The sequence below is a fragment of the Pseudoalteromonas amylolytica genome, from assembly GCF_001854605.1.
GTDB lineage: Bacteria > Pseudomonadota > Gammaproteobacteria > Enterobacterales > Alteromonadaceae > Pseudoalteromonas > Pseudoalteromonas amylolytica.
The window spans coordinates 230,349-256,974 of sequence record NZ_MKJU01000027.1; the positions used below are offsets into that span (position 1 = coordinate 230,349).

A 26,626-nucleotide genomic window follows, 5' to 3' on the forward strand; every position below is an offset into this window, starting at 1 on the left:
AATTCAGGAGACAACAAAATGGCAAAAGTACTAAGCGGTGCTGGCCTTCGTGGCCAGGTAGCAGGGAAAACAGCACTATCAACAGTGGGTAAATCTGGTTCAGGTCTAACGTATCGTGGTTATGACGTTAAAGAGTTGGCAGAACACTGTGAATTTGAAGAAGTGGCCTATCTTATTCTAAAAGGTCACTTGCCTACTCAGGCTGAACTTGACAGCTATAAGGGCGAATTACGTTCGATGCGCGGTTTACCACAAGCATTGAAAGAAGTGTTGGAACGTATTCCAGCTGATGCTCACCCTATGGATGTGCTACGTACAGGTTGCTCAATGCTAGGTAACTTAGAAGGTGAAACAAGCTTTGACTTACAGGGCAAAGTGACAGATCGCATGTTGGCGTGTTTCCCAAGCATTATTTGTTACTGGTATCGTTTCAGCCACGATGGTGTGCGCATTGACGTGGAAACGGATGATAATTCAATCGGTGCACATTTCCTACACATGTTACATGGTAAAAAGCCAAACGAGCTACATGAGCGTGTAATGCATGTATCTTTGATCCTTTATGCAGAGCATGAATTCAACGCCTCTACGTTTACGGCTCGTGTATGTGCTTCGACACTCTCAGATATGCATTCATGTGTTACAGGTGCGATTGGTTCACTACGTGGTCCACTTCACGGTGGTGCAAATGAAGCGGCGATGGACATGATCGAAAGTTTCACGTCGGCTGAGCACGCAGAGCAAGAAATGATGGGCATGTTAGAGCGTAAAGAAAAAATCATGGGCTTTGGCCACGCGATTTACTCAGAATGTGACCCACGTAATGAAATCATCAAACAGTGGTCAGAGAAGCTAGCAAAAGATGTGGGAGATACCGTACTTTACCCAGTATCTGTACGTTGTGAAGAAGTGATGTGGCGCGAGAAGAAGCTGTTCTGTAATGCAGACTTTTTCCACGCATCGGCATATAACTTTATGGGTATTCCTACTAAGCTATTTACACCAATTTTCGTAATGTCACGTTTAACTGGCTGGGCTGCGCATGTGATGGAACAACGTGCGGATAACCGCATTATTCGTCCGTCAGCTGAGTATACAGGCGAAGAGTTACGTCCTGTAACGCCTATCTCAGCGCGTTAATCACGCATTGATGCGGCTAACCTATGTTAGCCGCTTGCAATTTTGTCCGTCATCAAATTCCAATGGATGTAGTTATGAATACCAAATACCGTAAGCTGTTGCCTAATTCGCAACTGAGCTTTTATGACACACGTGAAGCAGTTGATTCTCTTAAACCAGGTGCCTACGACACCTTGCCTTATACATCTCGTGTGCTTGCTGAAAACCTAGTGCGTCGCTGTGAGAGCGAAAAGTTGGATGACTGCTTGACTCAGATCATTGAGCGTCGTCGTGATTTAGATTTTCCTTGGTTTCCAGCGCGTGTTGTATGTCATGACATTCTTGGCCAAACGGCGTTGGTCGATCTGGCGGGGTTACGTGATGCAATCGCTGCTAAAGGGGGCGATCCATCTAAAGTAAACCCTGTTGTACCAACTCAGTTAATCGTTGACCACTCATTGGCAGTAGAGCACGCTGGTTTTGAAAAAGACGCGTTTGAAAAAAACCGTGCGATTGAAGATAGGCGTAACGAAGATAGATTCCACTTTATCAACTGGACCAAAACCGCATTTAAAAATGTTGACGTTATTCAACCGGGTAACGGCATCATGCACCAAATTAACCTAGAAAAAATGTCTCCAGTGATCCATGCCAGAGATGGCGTGGCGTTTCCTGATACATTAGTGGGTACCGATAGCCATACACCACATGTTGATGCACTTGGCGTGATTGCTGTGGGTGTGGGTGGCCTTGAAGCCGAAAGTGTGATGCTAGGCCGTGCTTCGTACATGCGTTTGCCTGATATCGTTGGTGTAGAGTTAACTGGTAAGGCTCAGCCGGGAATTACCGCAACCGATATCGTACTTGCGATAACAGAGTTTTTACGTGCTGAAAAAGTGGTGGGTGCCTACCTTGAGTTTTACGGCGAAGGGGCGGCGAGTCTGACTCTTGGTGACAGAGCTACCATCTCAAACATGACACCTGAGTATGGCGCGACTGCAGCGATGTTCTACATCGACCAGCAAACAATTGATTATTTGAAGCTAACGGGCCGTGATGATGAGCAGGTTCGTTTGGTGGAAAGCTATGCTAAGCACACCGGCCTTTGGGCGGATAGCCTTGAATCAGCTCAGTATGAGCGAGTGTTAAAGTTCGATTTATCATCGGTTGGGCGTAACATAGCGGGTCCATCTAACCCTCATAAACGTGTTGCAACGGCGGATTTGGCCAAAGAGGGCATCGCAGGCGTTGTTGAGAACGAAGAAGGTAAAATGCCTGATGGTGCGGTGATCATTGCTGCTATCACCAGTTGTACAAACACGAGTAACCCACGCAACGTCATTGCGGCCGGTTTGTTAGCACGTAACGCAAATGCCAAAGGCTTAACCCGTAAACCTTGGGTTAAATCATCATTGGCGCCGGGTTCAAAAGCAGTAAAAATGTATCTTGAAGAAGCAGATCTGTTACCGGAGCTTGAACAATTAGGGTTTGGTGTGGTCGCATTTGCGTGTACTACTTGTAACGGTATGAGTGGTGCCCTCGACCCGAAAATTCAGCAAGAATTGATCGATCGTGACTTGTACGCTACGGCTGTATTGTCAGGTAACCGTAATTTTGATGGTCGTATTCACCCTTACGCAAAGCAGGCATTTTTGGCGTCTCCTCCATTAGTTGTGGCATATGCTATTGCTGGAACTATCCGCTTTGATATCGAAAAAGATGTTTTAGGTCATGATCAACAAGGTAATCCAGTTACCCTCAAAGACCTTTGGCCGAGCGACGAAGAGATTGATGCAGTGATCGCACAAAGTGTAAAGCCTGAGCAGTTCCGCCAAGTATACGAGCCGATGTTTGACTTAACGGTTGATTACGGTGAGCACAATAACCCACTGTATGATTGGCGTGAGATGAGTACCTATATTCGTCGTCCACCATATTGGGAAGGCGCTTTGGCCGCTGAGCGTACCATGAAAGGCATGCGACCGCTGGCGGTATTGGGTGACAACATCACCACGGATCACTTATCACCATCCAATGCGATTCTTGCCAGCAGTGCAGCAGGTGAGTATCTCGCAAAAATGGGCTTGCCAGAAGAAGACTTTAACTCTTATGCAACGCACCGAGGTGACCATTTAACGGCTCAGCGTGCAACCTTTGCAAACCCGAAACTATTTAATGAAATGGTACGTGACGAGCACGGTGAAGTTAAGCAAGGCTCATTGGCGCGTCTTGAACCGGAAGGTCAAGAAACTCGTATGTGGGAAGCGATTGAAACCTACATGGAGCGTAAGCAGCCGTTGATCATTGTGGCTGGTGCTGACTATGGTCAAGGGTCTTCGCGTGATTGGGCTGCTAAAGGCGTACGTTTAGCTGGTGTTGAAGTGATTGCTGCTGAAGGGTTTGAGCGTATTCACCGTACTAACTTAATTGGTATGGGTGTGTTACCGCTTGAATTTAAAGCGGGGACGACTCGCAAAACCTTAAAAATAGATGGCACAGAAACCTTCGATGTAGAGGGTGAACCAAGTCCGGGTGCAACGCTAACACTGGTGATAAACCGTAAAAATGGTGAGCGTGTCGAAGTGCCAATGACATGTCGATTAGATACCGCTGAAGAGGTGTCAATCTACTCAGCAGGCGGTGTACTACAGCGCTTTGCGAAAGACTTTTTAGAAGCTAACGCATAACTTTTATCAACACTTGACCCTGTTTATCAGGGTCTTGGAAGATGCTTTACAGGAATAAGCAATGTCTTTTAAGCCACAAATTAAAGTGCCCGCAACCTACATGCGTGGTGGCACCAGCAAAGGGGTATTTTTTAACCTCACTGATTTACCACCTCAAGCGCAGGTGGCAGGCCCCGAGCGCGATGCTTTGTTGCTACGTGTGATTGGTAGTCCAGACCCTTATGGTAAGCATACTGATGGTATGGGGGGAGCCACATCCAGCACCAGTAAAACGGTTATTTTGTCAAAAAGTACACAGGCTGATCATGATGTCGATTACTTGTTTGGACAGGTGGCCATCGATAAACCATTTATCGATTGGAGCGGGAACTGCGGCAACTTAACGGCCGCAGTGGGCTCGTTTGCTATCAGTAATGGTTTGGTTGATGCTGGTAGCATTCCACAAAATGGTATCGCCGTGGTGCGTATTTGGCAGGCTAACATCAAGAAAACCATTATCGCGCATGTACCTATTACGGATGGGGAAGTGCAAGAAACGGGTGACTTTGAACTTGATGGTGTCACGTTTCCTGCCGCCGAGGTGGTCGTTGAGTTTATGGACCCTGCGGATGGCGAGGGTGCTATGTTCCCATCTGGTAGCTTGGTGGACATGTTGGAGGTACCTGGTATTGGCAAGTTTGCGGTCACCATGATTAATGCTGGTATACCGACATTATTTTTTAATGCTGATGAACTTGGCTATACGGGCACGGAATTGCAAGAAGCGATTAACGGTGATGATGCAGCACTGGCACGGTTTGAGACTATCCGCGCACATGGTGCTTTGAAGATGGGCTTAATTAGCTCGTTAGAAGAAGCGGCTACACGCCAGCATACGCCTAAAATTGCTTTTGTCAGCAAAGCGCAAAGTTATTTGGCCTCCAGTGGTAAACAGATCAACGCCCATGACATAGATATCTGCGTTCGCGCACTATCGATGGGTAAATTGCACCATGCCATGATGGGCACTGCTGCGGTGGCAATCGCGACTGCTGCAGCCATTCCTGGGACTTTGGTGAACTTGGCGGCAGGTGGCGGTGCCCGTGAGAGTGTTACTTTCGGGCATCCTTCTGGCACGTTACGAGTGGGCGCAGCTGCACAGTACATTGATGGACAATGGCAAGCAGAAAAAGCGGTGATGAGCCGCAGCGCGCGCGTGTTGATGGAAGGCAATGTGCGAGTGCCTCAACTGTAACAACGTACGCTTTAGATTTTGTTGGTAATGTTACCAAGGCCCAGATAGGGCCTTTTTTATCACGACAATTAAATTAGGAAACAACACCATGGAAGTGGTTTTATCTTTAGCGTTAACGACGGCGCTATTGTTAGGCTCTCCTGGCCCTGCGCCATTGGCTTTGGCTGGGGTTGGAGCGAGTTTTGGGTTTCGTCAAGGAAGTGGTTTCTTGGCTGGAATTTTAGGTGGCCTCTTGGTGGTGATCGCTATAGTTGCAGCGGGGCTTGGCACGTTATTTAATGCTTATCCAACCATTAAAATAGTTTGTCAGCTAGCGGCAGCCGGTTACTTGTGTTTTGTGGCTTATCGAATCGCGACAGCAGAAGGCGGTATTACATCTCAAACAGGGCAGCCACCCGTATTTAAAGATGGGTTTATCTTAAATCTGATTAACCCTAAGGCGTATGCCGCATTTTTAGCTATTTTTTCCAACAACATGCTGCAAACGCACAGCCCATTGCTTAATCTACTGTTAACAGTGACTGTTTGTTTTCTAGTTGCTGTTATAGTTGATACGCTATGGATGGCGGCGGGGGCGAAGTTGAGAGTCTTCTTTGCAAAGCCAAAACAAGCTAAGCGGTTGCGTTTGGTGTTTGCTTCGGCATTAGTGGTAAGTGTTATGGTTGCTGTGGTGGGTTAATTTGCTATTTTAGCAACATGAAACGCTTGAGGATGACGAAATGGACGTAATTACCCCAACACACTCTCATATTATGCAACTGATGACTTGGTTTAACAGTCGAGGTGATTTGCTCACGTGGGCTGGACCAAACTTTCGTTACCCTTTTGATCTCAATTCTTTTAAGGCAGACTTAAGACTGACAGAGCTGGATAGCCTAGCATTGCAATCATCGCAAGGTGAATTAATGGCCTTTGGCCAATACTGCTTACGTTCAGGCTGTTGTCACCTTGCCCGTTTAGCCGTAAATCCAGCATATCGGGGCCAAAGGCTCGTCGATAGACTACTGAGCGAGTTGTGTAAACGGGGTTGACAGTCGCTTCAAGTGCAGCAATGCTCGTTGTTTGTGTATAGTGATAATCAATCTGCTAGCAAAGCTTATGAGCGTTTTGGATTTGTTTCAACGCAACTTCCTGATGGTGATAAGTTGCCAGATGCTATATATATGAGAAAAAGCAATTTTAGTGGCAAGCTAATTAATTAATAAGCAAAGGAAGACAGATGCAACCGATTATCACGACAGCACGTTTAACATTACGTCCTTTTAACTTTGATGATGCAGCGATAGTGGCAAAGCTGGCTGGAGATAAGCGAGTCAGTGATATGACTAAGAATATTCCATATCCCTATTCACAAGACATGGCGACCGAATGGATCAGTACTCACCAGTCTCAGTATGAAAGTGGTGAAAGTGTGGTATATGCCATCACCCAGCGAGGCGATAACAGTGTGATTGGCGCACTAGGCTTTGTAGAAATTGTCAATAACGTGGGTACGTTAGGGTATTGGTTAGGGTGTGATTACTGGGGGCAAGGTATCGCACCTGAAGCAGTAAACGGGCTAGTCGACTACTATAAAAAGCATCATAATCTACAGGGGCTTGAAGCGACGCACTTTGTAGAGAATATTCGTTCCCGAGCGGTTATTAGCAAATTAGGACTCAATTATGTGGAAGACACTGAGATAGCGCTACAGGGTAAACAACGAGCAATCAGTGTGCATAGGGTAAGGTTCTAATAATTCTCTGTGAATATGGTTGTACGTCATCATAGATTGACCCTATGTTACGCATTGCTAACTCCTATTTTATGTTGAGATGGTAAGTCAATATCATTTACGCCATACACAACATGAAAAGGAGTCTTTAATATGACCACACACATTTTTAGCAGGCGCTCGCTGCTATCACTTGCCTCGGCTGTGCTGACGCTGCCTGTTTTGGCAAGCCCAGGAGATTGGATCAATACCAGTGGTGATTTTGCCACGCTAAATCCTAATGCTTCCGAAGTACGTTTTGCCGTTCACTATCCGCAGCTTCGCGATGGAAATTGCGGTATTGGTATTGCGCTAAATGGTTTCAATAGCCGAGAGCACTATTATCGTGAGCTACTTGAGCATATAGATGTTAGATCAATTTATTTGACCGACAGTGGTTTATACGAATTATCACCCTCATCGGTTACGGACAAGGGCATATTGTATTCATTCGACTATACAGCCCAATACTACATGACCTACGTTACCATCAACACCAAGGATGGCCGTACCTTTGGGGAAGTATTCGATGGTATGTCAAGTTGGAATAGTATCTATGCGCTCACCAGCGCTGTGACCTGTCAGCAGCTCGAAGAAGTTAATCTGGCGGCTCACTCAGCACCGCTTTGATTTCCTGCTTGAGGTTATGACTCACGGTACTATTTTGAATGTCAAAACGGTGGATGAGGCATAGCTCATCAATGACCATTGCATCGTTGTGTTCATAACGGTGTAATGGCTCAGAACTTTTCTTGGCAACACGTTGCGGTAATATTCCCAAGCCAATACCTTTGGCAACTAAGCAAGCGATTACTTCTAGATTATTAGAGTGCTCGACTTGGAAGTGGGTCAAGTCTATCGCCTTAAGCAATGCCTGAGATTGCTTGAGGTTAGGATCACAGTACAAAATGACCCGCTCATCGGTCTTTGCAACTGCGTCAAAGTTTGTACCGCGCCACAGTGTTACCTCGTCTAAAAACAGCTTGTGGATCACCAAATCTGGGTGTTGGATTGGGTTGATCACAAGACCAAAGTCAATTTCAAATCCAACGACTTGTTCGGTGATTTTTCTTGAAAGATCATGAACTAAGTTTAGTTTTACGTTTGGATACTTGTCTTTCAAAGCAGGGAGTAAGCGAGGCAAGGTATAAAGCGCTACTGATGGATGGCAGCCGATAGAAAACGTGCCCAGCATATCGGTTCCAGCGCGGATCACATTTGCCTGTAACTGCTCCCAGTCGGCCATAAATTTACGGCTGTGTTTTGCCAAAGCAGCCCCTGAGCGCGTTAGTTTTACGCCATTTCGACTTCTAATCACCAGTTGTGTGTTGAAGCTTTGTTCAAGGCGTTTTATCGCCGCACTCATACTAGGCTGCGTGATACCTAGGCGATGAGCCGCACGTGAGAAGTTTAATGTGGTCGCCACTTCTGCAAAATAACTTAGATCATCAAATGATGGTCGCATTGTTTTCCTTCACATATTTTTAACTTTAATTGATGGTGTTAACTATAATCGGTATGTGGCTCGTATGGGAACTTTGTTTGTTGAAATACTAAGTCCAGACTGTTGGTGACTAATTTTTTCTATATAAATTAAAGCGTTAATTTTTTACTTTTGTATAAGTAAAGTGTAAAGCGTTGTAGTGTTTACCTATGCTTGCTTGACTAGTTTAGAGTGGTTAACTTTTATTTTACATTTATTGTGGCTATCTCTATGATAGAGCATAAGCTCAGCCTACAATAAGGAATATTGAAAATGATGACAGGAAATATCAAACCAAGTCTTCAATGCGCAATAGCTGCTTTGACCGGAATTATGTGTGGCTTACCGGCATCTGCAAATCCTGCCGATTGGCTTGCAAGCAGCGGAGATTTTGCAACCTTGCATCGTGATGCCAGTGAAGTAACATTTTTTGTGAACAACATTTATCCAATGGGTGGTAATTGTGGTGTGGGTATCGCTTTCAATCGCACGAATCGTCATGAGCGTTACTATCGTGAGCTGCAAGCCCACCTTAAGGTAGAGTCTACATATTTAAACAGCAACGGTGCTTATGAATTACAGCCAAGTAGTATTAGCCGTCACAGCATTTTGTATCCCTTTAATTATGCATCTTCGCAGCACAGAGATACTCATGTCACAATTAGTACCAAAGACGGTAGTACGTTCGGTGAGGTATTCAAAACTATGTCGGTGTATTACGACATTCATGTATTGGTCAGCGCTGTGTCTTGTGAGCAATTATAATCAGTGCACCAATACACATCTAATTTTGTTTTATTTGTTGTGAAAATATAAAAATCAAATAATATCAGTTAGTCAGAATAGGCTATCACATTACCAATACCATGACTGTCGTGGAATAGGCGACAGCATGGTGTTTATTCTTTACATAATAGCGAATATTTTTTACCTAATATGGCGACTTACTCTTGCACTACATAAAGAGACAGGTTTAGGATATTGTTCCGTTTATCGCTTCTACCACTTCAGTTAAGGAATTAAAAATTCATAGGGTTGGTTTTGCCAGATGGTTGTGTTGGGGCACGAGTTGTACCTATGTTTAAATGAAGTTGAAGGAGTCAAAATAGCTTAATAATAAGGAATAAAAAGCATGAAAACTTCGCTACTACTCAAGTCAAAAAAACTAAAAGAACTTTCACGCTCTAGTGCAAAGCATGTCAATGGCGGTGAGCTTTCTCTACCCGATACACTCCCACCACAGGCTGGGCGACATGGAACTCAAAGATACACATCATTTAAAACAATTAAGTGTTAAGCATGTCACAATGGAGCATGAGTGAGCTAGCTAGTTATCCGCATGTTTTGTCTCAAACCAATGCTCTAAATACCTAATACATTTCACAACCTTGTCAGGCACAAAATGTCTGGCAGGGTAGAGTGCGTATAGGGTTAATAGCGGCTTGTTGGTATGTGGTAGTATTTCAACCACATCACCACGTTCGAGTGCGTTTTCACAAACAAAATCTGGTATAAAGCCGATGCCCAATCCACGCTTTATGGATTGCATCATAAACAGCGTACTGTTGACCTTTAGATTACCCGACACGCTCACTCCCTCCTCAATTGGCCAAACATCTTTTCCTTGAAAGTAGCTGTAAATAAAACAGTTATGTGAAGCTAAGTCTTGCGGTAATGTAATTGCAGGGTGTTTTTTCAAATACTCAGGTGAAGCGCAGATTTTATAGGAAAAGCGTCTAAGCGGTCTGCCGACATAATTGGATTCAATTTGCGTACTTGATGCACGAAAGCCAAGATCGAATCCTTGCTCGACCAAATCTACCGTTTCATCACCCAAATGAATATCTAACTCGATCTCAGGGTTCAGCTGCATAAAGTCAGCGAACAATGTAGCAAGATCGGTGATCCCCAATGCCATCGGAGCATTGATTTTCAATTTACCGCGTGAGTTTTGTTGTAAGTTTTGCGCAAATTGATCCGCATCTTCTACTTGAGCGAGGATTTCACGCGCGCGTTGCAAATATCCTTCACCAATATGCGTTAACTTTACATTTCGGGTTGTGCGATGTAACAGGCGAGCGCCCAAATTCTCTTCTAATCGGCTTATTTCTTTACTGATCATCGACTTCGATGAGTTTGTCAGCTCAGCTACTCGGGTAAAGCTACCCAAGTCGGCTAGGCGAACAAATAATTTGATTGCTCTGAGTTTATCCATAGAACACTGTTCCTTAAATATATTGTTCTCTAATTGAGAACAGTGCATTCACATTATCGATATATATGAAAACAAACAAGCTGTTTATGATTTTCAAACGCCTAAATGACAGGCGTAGTGATAATGACATTTTAACTATTCTTTGAGGAAAAGCAGATGTATACACTTTACTATTCACCCAGAGCCTGCTCTTTGGCCACTCAAGTTATTTTGCGAGAGCTGGGACAGCAGGTAGCACTAATTAATAAAAGCACAATTGAAAGCTTTGCTGATATTAACCCTGTAGGCAGTATTCCGGTGCTGCTTGATGGTGAGAAAACCTTAACAGAGGGCGCGGCTATCATACTGTATTTATTGCATAAACATCGAAGCTCTATGCTTCCAAAAGAAGCGGACGACTACCAGCAAGCTGTGCAAGATATCATGTTTGCCAATGCCACGGTTCACCCTGCATATTCTAGATTGTTCTTTATTACACAAAATATGTCAGCGGGGGTGGCTCAAACTGACGCAATGAAAGCGGCAGCACAGCACCTCACTCAATTATGGCTGGTGGTTGAGTCACGCTTATCTAAGCAGCCATTTCTAGGGGGAGGCGTACCTAGCGCAGCGGATATTTTGTTGGCAGTTTACGCCCATTGGGGGAGTTTTTTTCCGGTGGAAATAATTATTGGAACGCGTGCACAAAGCATGATCAGCTACGTTGAAAGCATGGAAAGTTTTCAATTGGCAGTCGCTGCTGAGCAATCACAGACCGACGAGCTAGCTTCGTGAACATGAACAACCAAGGCAAGCAGCAGGACTTTGCTCATGTCACAGCCGTTATCGATAAATATTTCGAGGGTATACACAATGGGGATGTGGCGCTGTTAGCAGAGATTTTTCACCCAGATGCATGGCTAAAAGTCCCTTTGCAGCGGCGTAATTTAAAGCAGTGGCTAGCTGATGTAAAGGAGCGCTCTGTGCCTGCACAGTTAGGACTACCTTATGCATATCGGGTGTTATCAGTTGAGGTAATACATCATCAAGCTATGGTAAAAGCGTATTGCCCATTGTTTGATTTCATCTATATCGATTTTTTAGGACTACTGAAAGAGCATGGTCGCTGGCGTATCGTCAATAAGATGTATGTCGACGTCAAGTCTGCTCACATTGAAAATGAATGATCCAAGGAGATTAACTTTATGCCGTATATAAATGTCAAAGTAACCGATGAAGGGGTAAGTTGCGAACAAAAACAAGCGATTATCAAAGGTTGTACACAGTTGATGGTTGATGTTTTGGGCAAAAAACCACAGACCACCTTTGTGGTGATTGAAGAAGTGGACACAGATAACTGGGGGATAGGCTATGAGCAAGTCACTCAGTTACGGAATCAATCATAACGCTGTACTTAAAGATGTGTAAATAAGCGGCACTTTTCAGTGCCGCTTTGTCAGTTATTTGTACAAGGCAACACGTCGGTTTAACAATTAATAGTGGCCATCATTACTCTATTTCTACCACTGGCTTTGGCTTTATAGAGCGCTTGGTCTGCACGCTTTATGAGCATTTGGGTTGTTTGTCCATGCTCAGGGAAAGTAGCAACACCTGAACTTGCTGTGAGGGTGGTGACTTTACGTTCTTCAATGATGATCACTTGAGAGGCTACACATTGTCGTAATTTTTCAGCAATACGCAGGGCTGTGCTACTGGCACAATGAGGTAAGATAACGACGAATTCTTCACCACCATAGCGGCAGGCTTTATCGTTACTACCTAGGCTTTTGGCGAGTGTTTGCGCGACTGTTTTTAGTGCCTCATCTCCCCCAAGATGTCCATAGGTGTCGTTAAATTGCTTAAAGTGGTCAATATCTAAAATGATGATACTTATGGGGTAGTGCCCTTGTTGCGCAAGTTTTATTTCTTGGTCGATTTGTTCATCAAATTTACGTCGGTTAAGTAAACCGGTTAGGCCGTCCATGTTGGCCACCAGTTTGAGCGCTTTATGCTGTTCGATAATTTTATTTTTCATGCTGTTGAAGGTATGTGCCACACTGGCCATCTCAACGGGAATACCGATATCAATGTGGTGGTTTGTATCTCCTGTGGCAAATTTCGAAGCACCCTCTGTAAGTTTATCCATGCTACTGAGCAGTGAGCGATTAATAATGACAAGGCCCAGCAAGCCAAGTAATAGGGCTAAAAAAAGCACGAGTACATACATTCGTTCAGCTTGTTCAATGGTCTCTATTACTTGGTGGTGCAACTGTTTATTGTGTTGTTGTAAGTCTTCATATATTTGTTCTAGCTCATAACCCAGTTTGTTTATTTCATTCTCAAATTCAATGACTCGACTTCCTGACTCGGAATAGTCGTGGTTATGAGGCATGGCTAAAATAACCTCAGAGTGAGAGGCTACCTTGGTCCACTGTTGCTGCGCGATAGATAGATCTTCGTTTAATCGTGAGTACACCAGGCTAGGAGATTGATTTAACTGGGAGAATGCGTCGTCGATTTGTTGTGCATGAGCGGTGTACTCAGCACGATAATTGGCATCGCCGTCTATTGCAAAGTTTGTAATTGCTCTTGATACATCCCAAGCATTTTTTTGTAGCGCATTGACAGGGCTGAGGATACCTAGCTGTTCAGAGGAAAGGGTCAACAATGGACTAACGATGCGTTCGTTAACAAATAGGTAGGTCAAAATAGAAAAAGCAATGAAGGGGGAAATAGTCATTACCAACCCCGAGGTGAGCCAAAAGCGAAGAGAGCGTTTTTGCCAAAAGCGAACAGCGTTTTGATACATCGCTGCATACCTCTATAACTTGTTGTATTTCATAGCTGAATGAACAGAGTATAGCTGCTTGGTACAAACAGTAAAATTTTTGCAAACAAATAATGTATCACCCTTGAGAGTTCAGTATGTGGCGGTATTTGTTAGGGGTGACATTAGCAATATGTTTTAATTCTCTGGTCATATGAGCCTGATCGCTATAGCCTAGCTGTTGGGCTATCGCGGCAAGTGGTGCTTCATTGTGTTGTTTTAATGCATCGAGGGTGTGGCGTACGCGCATGATCCTGTGAAAGTGCTTTGGCGTGATACCAAGCCAAGTTTTAAATTGTCGTTCTATTTGCCTTTGATTGAAGACGGTGGTGTGCTGTTGCTCATGCGCAGTTGATTGTAGTACGTCAATTGCATGTTTTAGAGAGTGAGGCAATGGTTGTGGTTGTCCGAGGTGTTGGCATATCCATCTATAGATAAGTGCAATCAGGGTCCAACTGCCCTTAGCATGTGATAGTTGCTGGAATATTGGAAGTAGGACCTGACCAATATCGCTGTCTGATGAAATAACCTTTGGGTGGCATGGTTTCGTATCTAATATGCTCACTCCAAAGCCTGGCTGAAAACGTATACCGACTACAGTACTACCGGCAGGAATGCTGATAGTGTGGGTTTGAATGCTAACAGGCTGAACCAGTACACCCGTCGGTAGTGCTTGGTTACCAATTCGTAATGACTTATTAAGGTTAAATAAAACCCCCATACAGCCATCACCATTTAAACAACGCACTACATCGCTGTGATTTGTATCACAGGTTTTTGCACACCATATTGCTTGAATAAAATCTGCGATATGATGTTTTGGTTTGTAAATGGTGAAGTTTAGCCGCAAACCCACAGACAGCGCTCCTTGTTTAGCTATTCGCTCATTTTCTCAATAGTAGGGGAGAATGCTTTTGATATACGGTTCCAACTATTAATAGCATTGACAGCAAGCGTAACGTCTAGCAGTCCTGGTTCTGTCAGCACATCAACAGCCAGCTCATACTCTTTTTGACTGACTCGCGCATCGCTGACGATTAACTCAGCCCAAGCCAATGCGCTGCGCTCAACATGCGTATAAATGGGCAGCCCACGCCAAGCATTTAGCCCTAAAATACGCACGGGCATCTCCCCTCTCTCAAGGGCTACTTTACTATGCATATCGATACAAAAAGCACATTGATTGATTTGTGATACACGCAGCTTTAGTAACTCCCACAAGGACGCGCTGAGTGTCTCACTGCTACTAAACTGATTTGATAAATATTGCTCTTGATTGAGTAAGATGTCCATCGCTTTAGGGGCGATTTTAAAATAATTGATACGTGAGGTCATGGTCATGCTCCTTAATTAAGTGCTCGGTAAAAGCTTATCTAAGGAGTGGTGCGAGGTATTGAATATATCCGACAATTAGCCAACAATGATCCGTGAACCTTGGACACGCCGAGGCCGAGGTACACAGCTGTGCTATCGCCTCTTGGGTTCGATATCAAGGCAGAGAAGTCATGCTCCCCTGCCATAAGCGATTAAAAAGTAATGATAGTTGAAACCGCTTCTTCGTCAGCGGTTTGAATCGACATTTTGATAGTACGGTTTTGCCAGTCGATGTCTAACATACCGTAGTTGCTACCTGATTTATTAATTAAATGACGATTGCTGGTGGTAAGGTTGCTGATACTTGGGCTTACAGTACCCACATAACCCGTTGGGATTTGCGCACCACTTGGCGCACAGTTACCCCACTGTCCTTCCACCCCTTTACCATTTTCATCTACTTGGGTGTAGCACCATGGCTTATCGTTATCTCTACTGGTACAGCCTTGGTAGGTAACACCACCATAGTTAAACGGTAATTTACACTGCTTAGTGTAGCTGCCATCGCCTTTGGTATCAGCGTAGATAGGTAATCTAAGTGGGTTTTCGATGTGGTATGGCCAATTTTGACCAAAACCAGAGGCAGTGATCTCATACACTGTGGCTTGTTTTCCAAATTCGCTGCTTGCTGGTATATCCTTTTGTAATAACTCACCCCAGTGCTGATCTCCTGATAGAAAAATCACGACTTTAGTTTTTCCGTCATTGATTGACTTTTGCACCATGCGTAGTAAGCGCTCACGTTCGCTGGGCATTTCCGCCCAAGACTCATAACTGGTGCCAGACATCGCTGTTTCGCCCAGCGACTCTATTGCAGCTTTAAACTGTTGGCCATTACCATAAGCACAGTAACTTGTCATACTGCGGCCTTGATAAAGGGGGGGAAGCACTTGAATGCCACTGGCTATTAACTTGATTTCTGAAGGCTTTGCCAGCTCTTGTTCGAGCCATTGCCATTGTTGTTCGCCGAGTATAGTACTTTGCTCTCCTTCGCACTGACCATAATTATTAAAGGTTGGTGAGCGAAAGTAACGCGCATCAAGTGTGATGACATGAGTTTGTTCATTGTCGCCGCCCAGCATTTTCGCCTCGTAAATACCTGCTTGGCCGTTAAGTCTTGGGTCGTTCTGTGGGACATCGAAATGGCGCAGATACTCTTTTTGTGCGTTCTCGCGTTCGGGATAGTGCTTACCGTCATTATTCCTACCAAAGTCATGATCATCCCACGTGGCCATCACAGGGATCTGAGCTTCTAAAAAGGCATGGTAATCAGCATTTTGCTTTTTCTCATTGTATTTTCTGCGCATGCTGCTCATGTCAGTTGTGTCGGCATAGATGTTATCTCCAAGCCATAGAAACAAGTCTGGTTTTTGGGTGATTAGACGTGCCAACGCTTCTGGCATATCACCTTTAGTTTTAAAGCAAGAACCTAAAGCAACACGATCAAGGCGCTTGCTCGCTTGTGGATGTGTATGGCTTAGGATTTCAGAGGGCTCAGCAAGGTCGCACTCTTCCCATTCGCTCTCGCTAATATAGCACCATGGTGTGGTATGATTTCGAGAACTACAGCCATAAAATTGCTCCCCTTGGTAACTTGAAGGTGCACGACACGTTTTACCGCTTTTGGTCTTAAATTGGGGAATGGTCTCAACTTTTACATTAGCCCAATATGCGCCTTCTTGCGCATCTTTGAGGTAACACCATTGACTACCATCGTTGTTTTTGTTGGTGGTACCTTGGTAGTCTGCGCCTAAATAGTTAAAACTGTTTTTACACTGATCATAATGCACCTCGCTCTGTGCTAGCGCTAGCGTAGGCAAAAGTGCAATAATTATACTGCTGATTTTATTCATGTCATTTCCTAAAGTAAGTAGTGCTTCCTGGTAACGATGGTCGTCCATGCTAGAGGCAAAACATATTAGGGGGTGGGTGTGATAGATTGCTTGCAAAACTATTTCAACTGCATGACTTTATTCTTAAAAGTTTCATTAAATAACCTAAACTCGAGATAAGTTATATGCGCGGCACTGTATGCCTTAATTTAGTCATATTTTTATTTAATTGGCTTGCTCATCTTTGCCATCCCAAGAGCTGGCTAAGTAGGTTGGAGACGGACCAAGAAGCCGCTAGAATAGACAGGTATCTTTCAAGCAATAGATGCCTTGTCGAATAAACGAATTTTGCTGTGTTACTATCTGTCGTGCGCCTAACAATATAGGAGTAGGTATGTTCAAATCGGCCAGTGTGGCGTTAATTATTTCAGTACTAGCCTTGGTTGTTTCTTTATATGGTGTTTTTAATCGCCCACAGCAGGTTGAGAGTGTGTTTATGGAAGATACTTTGCAAAGTGGTATCGAGCGTCAACAGCTGTCTCAGTCAGACACCATTGTTAGTCTTAATGCGCAGATATCGCAGTTGGAAGCGAGATTACAGATGCTGGAAAGCCGTGATGGCTCCGATATGAATATGGCGCCCCGAGATAACTTTGAACAAGCTGTGTTGAATGTCATTGAACAGCAACAAGCGCGAGAACGCGAAGAAATGCGCAGCAAAGACCCCGCTTACGCATTTTATGAAAGCTTACCTCAAGACTATGAAATAAAGCTCAAAACAGACCCTGATTATGCGCAGCAAGTAAATAGAGAATTAAACGCGAAAGTACTAGATAGCAGTTTACCAGCGTTAGAGAGACTCTCAGCAATGGGACAACTTCAGATGAATATGTATGTGCTCAACAAAACTCAAATGAACGACTATAGCTTTGAAACTGTGGATGCAATATTAAAAATTGCTCAGCAAAGCAGTGACGAAAAGCTCAAAGTACAAGCGCTTGAAGTGATTGCTGGCACACCTCTCACAGACGCGAGGGTAGCGGATAGTTTTGTATCGATCGTTGAGCGGGAAGAAAATGATTATTTGCGAAGCATGGCCGCCGATGGTTTGATGCTGCAGTATTACCAGTCAAAAAATAAGCAGCCTGATCTAAACCGTCGCGTGGCACAGCAAATACTCGCGCTCTACAACCATGGCGATCAAAAGCTTAAAAGTCTGATGAAAAACCATATGTTCAGCGACGATATGCTCAATGAATTAAACGAGTTACTCGACAATGGATAGTTTTATGGAAAGTGCCTAGTGGCACTTTTATCTAATCCTCACGAAGTGACTCCGAGGTTGCGTCTGACGCGCCACTTACAGTAGATGTAGTTTGGGCTGCTTGTTCCTCTTCTAGCGCAGCACGTTGCGCCTTTGAAATATAGCGAGGTTTATTGCTTTTATGCAGTTTTGCATTGGCTCGCTTATCTTTCTTTTTCAGCGTTTCGTAAATCTTCTTTTTGCGATTCATAATATCTCTCTTTTCGACGGCTGTATTTTACACTCAAAGCCCATAAAACAAAAATGATTTGCTCATGCCATCATTAAGATATAAGGGTCCTTTTTTTGGGTAAAAAAGTGTACTTTTTGTATCTTTTTTTGGGTTTATAACTGGTTGTTTTATAATATTTTGTTAATTTATTAATTGACAGCGGTGTCTTTTTTGTTGCGCATTCGTTATCTCAGTGTTATGTTTTAGTTCCCTTTTTGGGGAGTGGCATGTGGAGGAATGTAATGAATAACAACAAGAGTTTATTAGCGCTTGCCGTGGTGGCAGCGACTGGCTCGGTGTATGCAAATACATCGCCAGATCAAGATCTTATTAAGCGAGATCCACTGACTTTTCAGCAGTGGCATCTACAAAATACGGGCCAAACAGGGTTCTCATTATCGGCGGGTAAAGTGGGTGAAGATCTCAACTTGGACTTTGCGGATCGTATGGGTATCAAAGGTCGTGGTATTACTGTTTCTGTTATTGATACAGGGGTTGAAATTTCACACCCTGATTTGAAAAACAATGTTGTACCAGGTTCACGAAATCTGATTGATGGCAGTGATTATCCAGTGGATACTCATGGTCATGGTACAGCTGTTGCTGGTTTGATAGCGGCTGAAGAAGGCAATAATTTAGGAGGGCGGGGTGTAGCACCTTATGCCAACTTGATTGGTTTTAACTATTTGAGTGAGCAATCATTGGCATCTTGGATGGTGTCACACGGCTTGAGCGAAGATTTCAGAGTGCTTGACCGCTTTACCGATCCTCGGGTATTTAACCAAAGTTATGGTAGTACTCCGTCTTCACCACCAAACGGTGATCTGAGTTTAGACCCAGAATATGCCTTGGTTGAACAAGTGATGCGAGATATTTCACTTGACAGTCATTGGGGACGAGGTGCTGCGTATGTAAAATCTGCGGGTAACTCATTCCGCTATTACAATACATATATTCAAGGTATACCGTTTTATGTTATTCCGTATGAAAACAATGAGTTCTTCAACAATAATGGATTGCCTTTTCACAATGCAAATATCGAGTTAGGTAACACATTATTTTGGAATTTAGTGGTTTCATCACTGAATGCTGATGGTCACTTGTCTTCTTATTCATCGGCCGGTGCTAACATCTTTTTATCGGCACCTGGTGGGGAATATGGTCAGGACAAACCAGCGATGGTCACAGTTGATTTAACTGGTTGTGAGCAAGGGATGAATGTTACGGGCATACATAAGAATGCGCTACATGGTGGCTCACAACTTGATCCAAATTGTGATTTTACAGGTGTGATGAACGGTACCTCTTCAGCGGGTCCGAATGTTGCTGGTGCGGTGGCGACGGTGATGTCTGCAAACCCAGCGCTTGATGCCAGAACGGTACGTCATATTCTGGCCTCTACCGCTCGCAAAGTTGACCCACAACATCAAGGTGTGAGTCTTGATTTTGAAACTGCAAGTGGAGAAACCGTCACATATGATGCCGTACCTGGTTGGCAAACCAACGCAGCAGGTTATCACTTTCACAGCTTCTATGGTCTTGGTGCCGTTAACGTCGATGATGCGGTATACAAAGCCTTGTTTACAGGTGCTTCTTTACCACAGCTGCAAATTACACCGTGGCAGAAGCAAACAGCAGGCGTTACGGTTCCAGATGCAAGTCTAGTTGGTGCACAAAGCACTATGGGAATTGACCAAAACCTAACCATTGAAGCGGTGCAACTTAAGTTAAATCTGGATCATGAACGTCTTCGTGATATTGCCATTGAACTGACTTCACCATCGGGTACACGCAGCGTGATGATGAGTGCTCGCACAGGCTTTTTAGATGGCACTGACGGCGGCTATACGGATACTGTGATGTTGAGCCATCAATTTTACGGTGAGAAGTCACAAGGTAATTGGACACTCAAGGTGCTTGATACAGATAAAGGTACTAGCAGTACTTTGATCTATAACCCAGAGATTGGCTTGTTTGCGACTAATCGTACTAACAATACAGTTGATGGCGTGCTTAAAGACTGGTCACTGCGTATTTACGGACATTAAGGAGTAGATAATGAAAAAATTACTTATGTTAGTAGCGCTGAGCACATCTAGTGCTGTATTGGCAAATAACCCTGTATCTGTTAATGAGCTGCAACAGCTACAAATTAAAGATGTCAGTCAATTGCCATCATCTGGTTTTACCCAAACAAATGAGCTAAATGGTGCTCAATCAGTTAGAAAAGACCAAGTGATCATTGGTGAGAATGGTTTAAATGCCTATCAGGCAACAGGTGAAGTATTAATTCAACTGGCCGCATTCGCTGATGCTGATGAAGTAGCAAAAGCGCATGGTTTGACTCTGACTCAGGCGTATAAGTCTTTCTATGTGGTGACCTCAAAGCAAGACAACTTGGCGCAAGTGCTGGCTGCTTTGCAACAAGATGGCACTGTGGTTTCAGCAAGTTTGGGCCTCAAAGATTTGGGCGTGAAAGTAAACTGATTTATTAGCAATGAGTGGCTGGTATACGGATATGCGGCCACTACTTTCTTAACGCCATTTTGTAAATTGAAGATGAGGCGTAAACAGGTGTTATTTTTATATTTATGCTTGAATAATAGCGTTAGGTAAGTGAATTAGGTGGAAAGTATCAAGAGAGTAATACAAGTGTATTACTCCTTTTTATCGGTAGATTAACAGTCTTGTGTGTTGCAATACTGTGTACACATTCTTGTGTAGTCACCACAAAAGTATGGGTCCGTTTTACAGCGATCTGTATCTGGCTCCAGTACACCGCCGGCAACATTTGGTGTCAATTTTTTAGAAAGTATATTTTTATCTGAAGATAATGTTTTTAGTTTCTTTTTGTTGATTGATAATTTCATTTTATAGTCCTTATTATTTATTGCTCGTAGAGCTTATTGTTATAAAAAGTTGAGGTTTATTTTCCCTTAACTTGTAGTGGCCTTTAAGCCAAATTACTTTTGATGTAAATTTCGGGAGTTTATTTATTTCTCTAGCTTTTAAAGTTTTTATTTTTGGAGAAATAAAAAGTTGTAGCCAATTTTTTTGACTAAGAATAGAAAAGAGGTGTTCAGGTTAAAAACGCAAGCCTCTGTCATCCTAACGAGTAGTTTAATCAAGCTAATAACTCCTTTTAATTAGTTATATACTTTTTATCAGTTTGTTTCTTATTGTTCAATAGTTATTTTCATTTTTTACCTTTCGCTAATGACCCCCCCCAAACATTTCTAGCTATTGGTGGTTGCATTTTTGTTTATTTTGTTTTTTCAAACGCTTACTTTTTTGTGGCTACAGCTTGATAAAGATAACATGTTCAGTGACCTAAAGTGACAGCGCTAAGTGAGTAGTCGTCTTATCATTGTTATTTTTATAAAAACAGTTCTCGGTTATTCTGCGTAGGTCAAACGCGCTGAGTATAAAATTATTTATAACCTGTACCTATGACCATTTCAATGAGTGGTAGGCACTATGTGTTGTTTAAAATGCCGATGGAATATGAAAGGGCGGACTAATAAAGTTATAAAAATTATTTTTGTTAAAGCGCTGAACTCACCACTTGAATAGTGAGGGGCACTATCACTCTCTTTGAAACCTAATTTCAGTTCTTTAGTTTATGAGGGGCTATTCTCTTAATACTCTGTTTATTTTCTTGTGTTATGCTGTGATTTATTCTTAATTAACAATTGCTTAGTATTTGTGTATGTCGTTGTATAAAGTGTTTTTCAGTCTCTGCTTATCATTGATTTTTACTGTCTCTTTACCTGCAAAATCAGCGCAATCCATAACACCTGTGACAATTGTTCAAACTATAAAAGATGGGGTAGGTAAGTATGATGGGTTGGACAACCCCAGACAAATCAAATTATCGAAAGATAGAAACACAGCTTATGTGTTAAGTGGAGACGATAATTCGCTGTCGGTATTTAACATTAATCACAAGCAAGCGCTATCACAAAGTTACCTTGTTAAAAGTAACAAACAAGCGGGTATTTACTTAGAAGGCGCTTCGAGCTTAGCGGTGTTGGATGATAGTAACCGTTTGGCTGTGGTCAGTTTTTATAATGGCGCACTCACATTATTTGCGCAAAATGACATCCAGCCATTAACACCTTTAACAGTGATCAGCTACCACTTAGCGCCAACGCTAGTTTTTAAAAGTACAGACTCCTTGGCAGACAAAGATAACTTTGGTTTATTGGGCGCGTGGGATATAGCAAAAAGCCGCGATGATAAACAGTTGTTTGTTGCCAGTTACAAAAGTGACGCGATAGCGATTTTTAACATCACCAGTGATGGGGTTAAGTTCGCCCATAAAGTGCATAAGTTGGCAAAACAACCAAAGGGGTTGGGCAATCCCGTTGGCATTGCTGTGTCAAATGCAAACGATAGGATGTTTATACTTGGATATGAGGGAAATATTCTCACCGTCTACCATAAAGACACGCATGGTCAGCTGACATTCAAACAGCAGCTGGAAAACACGCCAACACAACCAAGGTTGTTCAATAAACCGCAAAAGTTACTGTTATCGGCAAATGCAAAAATGGTCTATGTTGCCAATTCCGCGGGGTCATCAATTTCAGTTTTTTCTCTTAAAAATGATGCGTATACCTTTATTCAATCGGTCTTTCATGAAGACTTAAATGGAGCTGGCAGCTTATTGCTGTCTCACGATGGTAAACGACTCTATGCAGCAGGTGAGCAAGATACTGGTTTTGTCCAGTTTAATGTTGAGCCGGATGGCTCGTTGCACTTTGCAAACCGTTATAATTCAAAAGAGCAGACTATTCACAGCGTTTCTTCAATGGTGGAACTGTTGAACGATAAGTTACTGGTAATGGTTTCAGCCAAGGCAGATGCGCTACATGTTGTTGAGTTGCCAAAGCAATGACGCCACAAGTTAGCAGTTTTACACACCCTTGATATTGTACAGCAGCGACGTTGGTAAAATTGGTTAAACGACTCAATTAAGCGTCGTTCAACGTATTACACTGTATATTGTAAGCAAAAAATGGTATTGAGCTTGTATTAATAATAATAAAAAACCAGATACCTATTACACTAAATGGGTTGCCTTTTTCCCGTTACCAATGGAGTTTGTCATGAAAAAAGCGAGCTTAGTAAGCTTTGCCGTACTTTTTGCCCTTGCTGGGTGCTCATCAGAAAGTGCCCAAACTAGTTCCGGTTCAACTGTCGCCCAAAGCACAACTGAAGTTGCCAACACATTGAGCACCGATGCGGTTAACGAAGTAGTGGACCAATACACAAAAACTTTCATCACTCATCAACCTGCTTTAGCAACATCGCTAAAACTTTCACCTGAGCAATATGGTGAATATGCCTCTAGATTACCTAATTACTCTTTAGCGGGTATGCAAGCGCTACAAATTGACATGAACAAGGCGGCAAAGCAGTTAAAACAATTGCAGAGTCTACCGCTGAATGAAGATGAAATGTTGCATGTGAAAGTGAATGAGGTATTGGCGAGATATTATGCAGGTCACAGTCAATTCTCAGCAGGCTATATTGACACGTGGGGTGGCCATTTACCCTATATCATTAATCAGTTGTCTGGCCCGTTAGTGGATCTTCCTAATATCCTCAAAGATCAGCATGGGGTTGAATCAGAGCAAGATGCTAAAGATTATATAGCCCGACTCGATGCCTTTGCTAAAGTGGTAGAACAAGTGCGCTCAAAAGCGAATGCTGATGCAAAAAAAGGAGTTATTTTACCTAAACCTTTGTTTGCGAATACGTTAGGTTATTTAAATAACTTTACCGCACCGGATGCGCCAAAGCACCCACTGGTAGTGTCGTTTGCTGACAAGTTGGATGCAGTTGCAGAGCTGTCCCAAGAAGCTAAGCTGGCTTTGGTCGAACAAGCAACGGCTATTGTGAACGACAAAATTTACCCAGCATTTGCGAGAGTGACCGAGGATATGCTGGTGCTAGAGAGTAAAGCGCCCGAAAAGGTAGGGATCTGGGCACAGCCAAACGGCGAGGCCTATTATCAACACGCGATTACCTATCTTGCTGATTCTGACATGAGCGCTGAGCAAATCCACAATGTTGGTTTACAAGAAGTTGAGCGTATTACACAACGTATGGATGAGATCCTAAAAGCCAATGGCTACAATGAAGGTTCTGTTGGCGATAGAATGAAGCAGCTTAATGAAGAAGCGCGCTTTTTATATGAAGACAGTGATGAAGGGCGTGAAAAGTTGCTGACCTTCTTACGTGGTGAAATTGAAACCATTAACAAAAGAGCACCTGAGTTATTTTCTACGCTACCACCGCAAAAAGTGGAAGTAAAACGTATTCCAAAAGCCGTTGAAGCAGGTGCACCAGGTGGTTACTACAACGGTCCATCACTCGATGGTAGTCGTCCTGGGATATTTGCAATTAACTTAAAAGATATGAAAGCTGTGCCGAGTTTTGCAATGAAAACTTTGACCTACCATGAGGCGGTTCCTGGGCATCATTTTCAAATTGCTTTGAATATGTTGCAAACGGATATTGGTCTGATGCGTCAAAATGCGTCATTCAATGGCTACATTGAAGGCTGGGCACTGTACTCAGAGCTGGTTGCCTATGAAATGGGCATGTATGAAAATGACCCATTTGGCGATTTAGGCCGCTTGCAAGCAGAAGTATACCGCGCTGCACGTTTGGTTGTGGATACGGGACTACATCATAAAAAATGGACACGTCAGCAGGCCATAGAATACTTTGCTGAGGCTACGGGCACCGCTATGAGTGATGTGACTGCAGCGATTGATCGCTATATAGCATGGCCGGGACAAGCATTGGGCTATAAATTGGGTATGTTAAAGCTCGTTGAATTGCGTAGCATGGCTAAAGATGCGCTAGGCGATAAATTTGATATAAAAGCGTTCCATGATCTAATTTTGCTAAAGGGTGCGCGTCCACTCGCACTGGTTGAAGAAGATGTTAAACGCTGGATTGAGAAGCAAAAATAAGCTTAATTGCGGCGTTTCACCAATTTTATATTAGGGGGCGCAAGCCCCCTTTGTTGTGTATTGAATCAAGGAAATAAACATGAATCGTTTTGTATTTATGGCAGCGACGATGCTTGCAGCTAGCGTTCACGCTAATGTAGCTGATACCAGTGTGAAAACCGCCGAGTATGCAGTTAATAATTACCATCAAGCGCAGATCCATACGCTTGCTAATCTGGTGTCGTTTCCTACGGTAAATAAAGATGGCATAGAAACTCCTGACAACCCAGACTTTATCGGGTTTAAACAACTGCTTAAGATGAAAGCTGCACAGCTTGGTTTGGACTATCAAGACGAAGGCCATACGGTACTGATTGGCTTGGGCAAGCAAGCGCAAAAGGTTACGGTCGTAACGCACGGAGATGTACAGCCTGCGGACCCTAAAAAATGGCAAAAAAGTCCATTTCACTTAGATTCAACAACGGAGCCTGGCAAGCTGATAGCGCGTGGGACTGAAGATGATAAGGGTCCGATAGCAACCGCGCTTTACGCAATGAAAGCAATTAAAGATCAAGGTGTTGAGCTTAACAATCGCATAGAACTAATGATCTATTTGGCCGAAGAGTCAGACTGGGAACCGCTAAAAGCATTCATGAAAAGCTATGAGCAGCCAAAGTATGCCATAACCATTGATGCCAGTTACCCCGTTGTGGTTGCCGAAAAAGGTTGGAGCTTGGTCGAACCCACATTTAGAGGTGAATCGGCACGTACGGGCGTATATGTAAGTGAGTTGACTGGCGGCGCATTTAAGAGCCAGATCCCTGAAGACGCAAGCGTAATCGTGCATAATGCATCGGCGGCACTTATCGAGCAGTTGCAGGCACAGGCCGAATCTTTGAGCGAGGTTAAAGTGTCTTTTGCACCACAAACTCAGGGTGTAAAGGTGACTGTCAAAGGTATATCAGCCCACTCGTCTGAGCCTGAAGCGGGTGTTAACGCAATTGCTCACCTTGCTCAATTGTTCAGTGGCGTGAACCTCGAAGCGAACGCAGATGGTCAGGCTGTCACCTTTATCAATCAGCTTATTGGGACGGGCTTGTATGGCCAACAATTTGGTGAAATAGCTTATAGCCACGAGTTTATGGGTCCTATGACGGTTGCACCGACACTGCTGACACGTCAAGGCAATGACATTGTCTTATCAGTTAATTTACGTCGACCGGTGGGCAAGCAAGCGCAATTGCTGGAGCAGCAAATTAACCAAGCCATTGATAACTGGCAGCAAACCAACCAAGTGACGTTGCACAATGTTGAGGTTGAGTTAGGTGAACCTATGCTATTGGACAACGCGCCACATGCTCAAAAACTGTTGGATATCTTTAAACACTATACCAACGATCAGAGTGCGAGTTTTGTGTCAATCGGTGGGGGGACTAATGCTAAGTTATTTGACAATGCAGTCAGTTTTGGCCCATCCATGCCTGGTAAAAAGTATACCGGCCACTCTGAACATGAATATATCACTGTAGATCAGCTTGAACTGAATTTACGTATGTATACAGCAATGATGATTGAACTGGGTAACATGTAAAGTTTATCAGTAAGTTATGAATGCGGCAG

General features: G+C 43.5%; 26 protein-coding genes. 18 read left to right on the forward strand and 8 right to left on the reverse strand.

Annotated elements, in window-relative coordinates:
- Window positions 1-18: 18 nt before the first annotated feature.
- The 7 genes from prpC to BET10_RS13105 all read left to right on the forward strand — a co-directional run bounded on the left by prpC (window position 19) and on the right by BET10_RS13105 (window position 7,423).
- Entirely contained in the window at window positions 19-1,140 is a 1,122-nt protein-coding gene (gene prpC / locus BET10_RS13075; protein WP_070986025.1) for a bifunctional 2-methylcitrate synthase/citrate synthase, read from the forward strand.
- 74 nt (window positions 1,141-1,214) lie between these two features.
- Window positions 1,215-3,806: a Fe/S-dependent 2-methylisocitrate dehydratase AcnD gene (gene acnD / locus BET10_RS13080; protein WP_070986026.1), complete on the forward strand. Its 2,592-nt coding sequence runs from the start codon at window positions 1,215-1,217 to the stop codon at window positions 3,804-3,806.
- Window positions 3,807-3,867: 61 nt separating this feature from the next.
- Window positions 3,868-5,040, forward strand: a complete 1,173-nt coding sequence (prpF, locus tag BET10_RS13085) for a 2-methylaconitate cis-trans isomerase PrpF (RefSeq protein ID WP_070986027.1) — start codon at window positions 3,868-3,870, stop codon at window positions 5,038-5,040.
- An 88-nt stretch (window positions 5,041-5,128) separates the two neighbouring features.
- Window positions 5,129-5,719, forward strand: coding sequence for a LysE family translocator (locus BET10_RS13090; protein ID WP_070986028.1), 591 nt, complete (start codon window positions 5,129-5,131; stop codon window positions 5,717-5,719).
- Window positions 5,720-5,759: 40 nt separating this feature from the next.
- Window positions 5,760-6,071: a GNAT family N-acetyltransferase gene (locus BET10_RS21860; RefSeq protein ID WP_070986029.1), complete on the forward strand. Its 312-nt coding sequence runs from the start codon at window positions 5,760-5,762 to the stop codon at window positions 6,069-6,071.
- Window positions 6,072-6,259: 188 nt separating this feature from the next.
- Window positions 6,260-6,775, forward strand: a complete 516-nt coding sequence (locus BET10_RS13100) for a GNAT family N-acetyltransferase (RefSeq protein WP_070986030.1) — start codon at window positions 6,260-6,262, stop codon at window positions 6,773-6,775.
- A gap of 132 nt (window positions 6,776-6,907) precedes the next feature.
- Window positions 6,908-7,423, forward strand: coding sequence for a hypothetical protein (locus BET10_RS13105; RefSeq protein WP_070986031.1), 516 nt, complete (start codon window positions 6,908-6,910; stop codon window positions 7,421-7,423).
- Here BET10_RS13105 and BET10_RS13110 read toward each other — a convergent pair.
- Window positions 7,392-8,258 (reverse strand): LysR family transcriptional regulator, encoded by an 867-nt coding sequence (locus tag BET10_RS13110; RefSeq protein ID WP_070986032.1) that lies wholly within the window; start codon window positions 8,256-8,258, stop codon window positions 7,392-7,394. The two genes, BET10_RS13105 and BET10_RS13110, sit on opposite strands and share 32 nt — an antisense overlap.
- Window positions 8,259-8,549: 291 nt before the next feature.
- Between BET10_RS13110 and BET10_RS13115 the strand changes: the two genes are divergently transcribed.
- Together BET10_RS13115 and BET10_RS21505 are read left to right on the forward strand one after the other, a co-directional pair.
- Entirely contained in the window at window positions 8,550-9,041 is a 492-nt protein-coding gene (locus tag BET10_RS13115) for a hypothetical protein (RefSeq protein WP_070986033.1), read from the forward strand.
- 367 nt (window positions 9,042-9,408) lie between these two features.
- Window positions 9,409-9,573, forward strand: coding sequence for a hypothetical protein (locus tag BET10_RS21505; RefSeq protein ID WP_170829153.1), 165 nt, complete (start codon window positions 9,409-9,411; stop codon window positions 9,571-9,573).
- Window positions 9,574-9,603: 30 nt separating this feature from the next.
- Here the strand turns inward: BET10_RS21505 and BET10_RS13120 are convergent, their stop codons facing one another.
- Window positions 9,604-10,491 carry a LysR family transcriptional regulator gene (locus BET10_RS13120; protein ID WP_070986034.1) on the reverse strand — a complete coding sequence of 296 codons (888 nt, stop codon included), beginning with the start codon at window positions 10,489-10,491 and terminating at the stop codon, window positions 9,604-9,606.
- A gap of 156 nt (window positions 10,492-10,647) precedes the next feature.
- Here BET10_RS13120 and BET10_RS13125 point away from each other — a divergent pair, with 156 nt between their 5' ends.
- From BET10_RS13125 to BET10_RS13135, 3 genes are read left to right on the forward strand one after another with little or no spacing between them, the layout of a single operon-like run.
- Window positions 10,648-11,265: a glutathione S-transferase family protein gene (locus BET10_RS13125; protein WP_070986035.1), complete on the forward strand. Its 618-nt coding sequence runs from the start codon at window positions 10,648-10,650 to the stop codon at window positions 11,263-11,265.
- A gap of 2 nt (window positions 11,266-11,267) precedes the next feature.
- Entirely contained in the window at window positions 11,268-11,657 is a 390-nt protein-coding gene (locus BET10_RS13130) for a nuclear transport factor 2 family protein (protein ID WP_070986036.1), read from the forward strand.
- A gap of 18 nt (window positions 11,658-11,675) precedes the next feature.
- The gene (locus BET10_RS13135; RefSeq protein ID WP_070986037.1) at window positions 11,676-11,876 is read left to right on the forward strand and encodes a tautomerase family protein; all 201 of its coding nucleotides are present in this window, start codon (window positions 11,676-11,678) and stop codon (window positions 11,874-11,876) included.
- Between the two features lie 80 nt (window positions 11,877-11,956).
- On the opposite strand, the gene BET10_RS13140 is transcribed toward BET10_RS13135, so the two are convergent.
- The 4 genes from BET10_RS13140 to BET10_RS13155 form a co-directional block, all read right to left on the reverse strand.
- Window positions 11,957-13,279: a sensor domain-containing diguanylate cyclase gene (locus tag BET10_RS13140; protein WP_070986038.1), complete on the reverse strand. Its 1,323-nt coding sequence runs from the start codon at window positions 13,277-13,279 to the stop codon at window positions 11,957-11,959.
- Window positions 13,280-13,376: 97 nt separating this feature from the next.
- The gene (locus BET10_RS13145; protein ID WP_070986039.1) at window positions 13,377-14,153 is read right to left on the reverse strand and encodes a helix-turn-helix domain-containing protein; all 777 of its coding nucleotides are present in this window, start codon (window positions 14,151-14,153) and stop codon (window positions 13,377-13,379) included.
- Between the two features lie 20 nt (window positions 14,154-14,173).
- Window positions 14,174-14,632, reverse strand: a complete 459-nt coding sequence (locus BET10_RS13150; protein ID WP_070986040.1) for a carboxymuconolactone decarboxylase family protein — start codon at window positions 14,630-14,632, stop codon at window positions 14,174-14,176.
- A 191-nt stretch (window positions 14,633-14,823) separates the two neighbouring features.
- The gene (locus BET10_RS13155) at window positions 14,824-16,524 is read right to left on the reverse strand and encodes an alkaline phosphatase D family protein (protein ID WP_070986041.1); all 1,701 of its coding nucleotides are present in this window, start codon (window positions 16,522-16,524) and stop codon (window positions 14,824-14,826) included.
- Window positions 16,525-16,897: 373 nt separating this feature from the next.
- On the opposite strand from BET10_RS13155, the gene BET10_RS13160 reads away from it, so the two are divergent.
- A complete protein-coding gene (locus tag BET10_RS13160) occupies window positions 16,898-17,788 on the forward strand; it encodes a hypothetical protein (RefSeq protein ID WP_070986042.1) in 891 nt (296 codons plus the stop codon).
- A 31-nt stretch (window positions 17,789-17,819) separates the two neighbouring features.
- Here BET10_RS13160 and BET10_RS13165 read toward each other — a convergent pair whose 3' ends face one another.
- Complete coding sequence (locus tag BET10_RS13165; protein WP_070986043.1) at window positions 17,820-18,017, reverse strand: DUF2986 domain-containing protein; 198 nt, start codon at window positions 18,015-18,017, stop codon at window positions 17,820-17,822.
- A 263-nt stretch (window positions 18,018-18,280) separates the two neighbouring features.
- On the opposite strand from BET10_RS13165, the gene BET10_RS13170 reads away from it, so the two are divergent.
- Entirely contained in the window at window positions 18,281-20,086 is a 1,806-nt protein-coding gene (locus BET10_RS13170) for a S8 family serine peptidase (protein ID WP_070986044.1), read from the forward strand.
- 10 nt (window positions 20,087-20,096) lie between these two features.
- Window positions 20,097-20,525: a hypothetical protein gene (locus BET10_RS13175; RefSeq protein ID WP_070986045.1), complete on the forward strand. Its 429-nt coding sequence runs from the start codon at window positions 20,097-20,099 to the stop codon at window positions 20,523-20,525.
- A gap of 191 nt (window positions 20,526-20,716) precedes the next feature.
- Here BET10_RS13175 and BET10_RS13180 read toward each other — a convergent pair whose 3' ends face one another.
- On the reverse strand, window positions 20,717-20,908 hold the full coding sequence (locus BET10_RS13180; RefSeq protein ID WP_070986046.1) for a hypothetical protein: 192 nt from the start codon (window positions 20,906-20,908) through the stop codon (window positions 20,717-20,719).
- 839 nt (window positions 20,909-21,747) lie between these two features.
- Between BET10_RS13180 and BET10_RS13185 the strand changes: the two genes are divergently transcribed.
- From BET10_RS13185 to BET10_RS13195, 3 genes are all read left to right on the forward strand, one after another.
- Window positions 21,748-22,938, forward strand: a complete 1,191-nt coding sequence (locus BET10_RS13185; RefSeq protein WP_070986047.1) for a lactonase family protein — start codon at window positions 21,748-21,750, stop codon at window positions 22,936-22,938.
- Between the two features lie 211 nt (window positions 22,939-23,149).
- Complete coding sequence (locus BET10_RS13190; protein ID WP_070986048.1) at window positions 23,150-25,027, forward strand: DUF885 domain-containing protein; 1,878 nt, start codon at window positions 23,150-23,152, stop codon at window positions 25,025-25,027.
- A gap of 79 nt (window positions 25,028-25,106) precedes the next feature.
- Window positions 25,107-26,597 (forward strand): dipeptidase, encoded by a 1,491-nt coding sequence (locus BET10_RS13195; RefSeq protein WP_083330543.1) that lies wholly within the window; start codon window positions 25,107-25,109, stop codon window positions 26,595-26,597.
- Window positions 26,598-26,626: the final 29 nt, after the last annotated feature.

Coding starts and splice junctions, on each gene's coding strand:
- BET10_RS13195 (WP_083330543.1), top strand. CDS start 25,107: ATGAATCGTTTTGTATTTATGGCAGCGACGATGCTTGCAGCTAGCGTT.
- BET10_RS13135 (WP_070986037.1), top strand. CDS start 11,676: ATGCCGTATATAAATGTCAAAGTAACCGATGAAGGGGTAAGTTGCGAA.
- BET10_RS13110 (WP_070986032.1), bottom strand. CDS start 8,258: ATGCGACCATCATTTGATGATCTAAGTTATTTTGCAGAAGTGGCGACC.
- BET10_RS13175 (WP_070986045.1), top strand. CDS start 20,097: ATGAAAAAATTACTTATGTTAGTAGCGCTGAGCACATCTAGTGCTGTA.
- acnD (WP_070986026.1), top strand. CDS start 1,215: ATGAATACCAAATACCGTAAGCTGTTGCCTAATTCGCAACTGAGCTTT.
- BET10_RS13185 (WP_070986047.1), top strand. CDS start 21,748: ATGTCGTTGTATAAAGTGTTTTTCAGTCTCTGCTTATCATTGATTTTT.
- BET10_RS13125 (WP_070986035.1), top strand. CDS start 10,648: ATGTATACACTTTACTATTCACCCAGAGCCTGCTCTTTGGCCACTCAA.
- prpC (WP_070986025.1), top strand. CDS start 19: ATGGCAAAAGTACTAAGCGGTGCTGGCCTTCGTGGCCAGGTAGCAGGG.
- BET10_RS13160 (WP_070986042.1), top strand. CDS start 16,898: ATGTTCAAATCGGCCAGTGTGGCGTTAATTATTTCAGTACTAGCCTTG.
- BET10_RS13115 (WP_070986033.1), top strand. CDS start 8,550: ATGATGACAGGAAATATCAAACCAAGTCTTCAATGCGCAATAGCTGCT.
- BET10_RS13180 (WP_070986046.1), bottom strand. CDS start 20,908: ATGAAATTATCAATCAACAAAAAGAAACTAAAAACATTATCTTCAGAT.
- BET10_RS13155 (WP_070986041.1), bottom strand. CDS start 16,524: ATGAATAAAATCAGCAGTATAATTATTGCACTTTTGCCTACGCTAGCG.
- BET10_RS13105 (WP_070986031.1), top strand. CDS start 6,908: ATGACCACACACATTTTTAGCAGGCGCTCGCTGCTATCACTTGCCTCG.
- BET10_RS21505 (WP_170829153.1), top strand. CDS start 9,409: ATGAAAACTTCGCTACTACTCAAGTCAAAAAAACTAAAAGAACTTTCA.
- BET10_RS13090 (WP_070986028.1), top strand. CDS start 5,129: ATGGAAGTGGTTTTATCTTTAGCGTTAACGACGGCGCTATTGTTAGGC.
- BET10_RS13190 (WP_070986048.1), top strand. CDS start 23,150: ATGAAAAAAGCGAGCTTAGTAAGCTTTGCCGTACTTTTTGCCCTTGCT.
- BET10_RS13165 (WP_070986043.1), bottom strand. CDS start 18,017: ATGAATCGCAAAAAGAAGATTTACGAAACGCTGAAAAAGAAAGATAAG.
- BET10_RS21860 (WP_070986029.1), top strand. CDS start 5,760: ATGGACGTAATTACCCCAACACACTCTCATATTATGCAACTGATGACT.
- BET10_RS13140 (WP_070986038.1), bottom strand. CDS start 13,279: ATGTATCAAAACGCTGTTCGCTTTTGGCAAAAACGCTCTCTTCGCTTT.
- BET10_RS13120 (WP_070986034.1), bottom strand. CDS start 10,491: ATGGATAAACTCAGAGCAATCAAATTATTTGTTCGCCTAGCCGACTTG.
- BET10_RS13130 (WP_070986036.1), top strand. CDS start 11,268: ATGAACAACCAAGGCAAGCAGCAGGACTTTGCTCATGTCACAGCCGTT.
- BET10_RS13170 (WP_070986044.1), top strand. CDS start 18,281: ATGAATAACAACAAGAGTTTATTAGCGCTTGCCGTGGTGGCAGCGACT.
- BET10_RS13100 (WP_070986030.1), top strand. CDS start 6,260: ATGCAACCGATTATCACGACAGCACGTTTAACATTACGTCCTTTTAAC.
- prpF (WP_070986027.1), top strand. CDS start 3,868: ATGTCTTTTAAGCCACAAATTAAAGTGCCCGCAACCTACATGCGTGGT.
- BET10_RS13150 (WP_070986040.1), bottom strand. CDS start 14,632: ATGACCTCACGTATCAATTATTTTAAAATCGCCCCTAAAGCGATGGAC.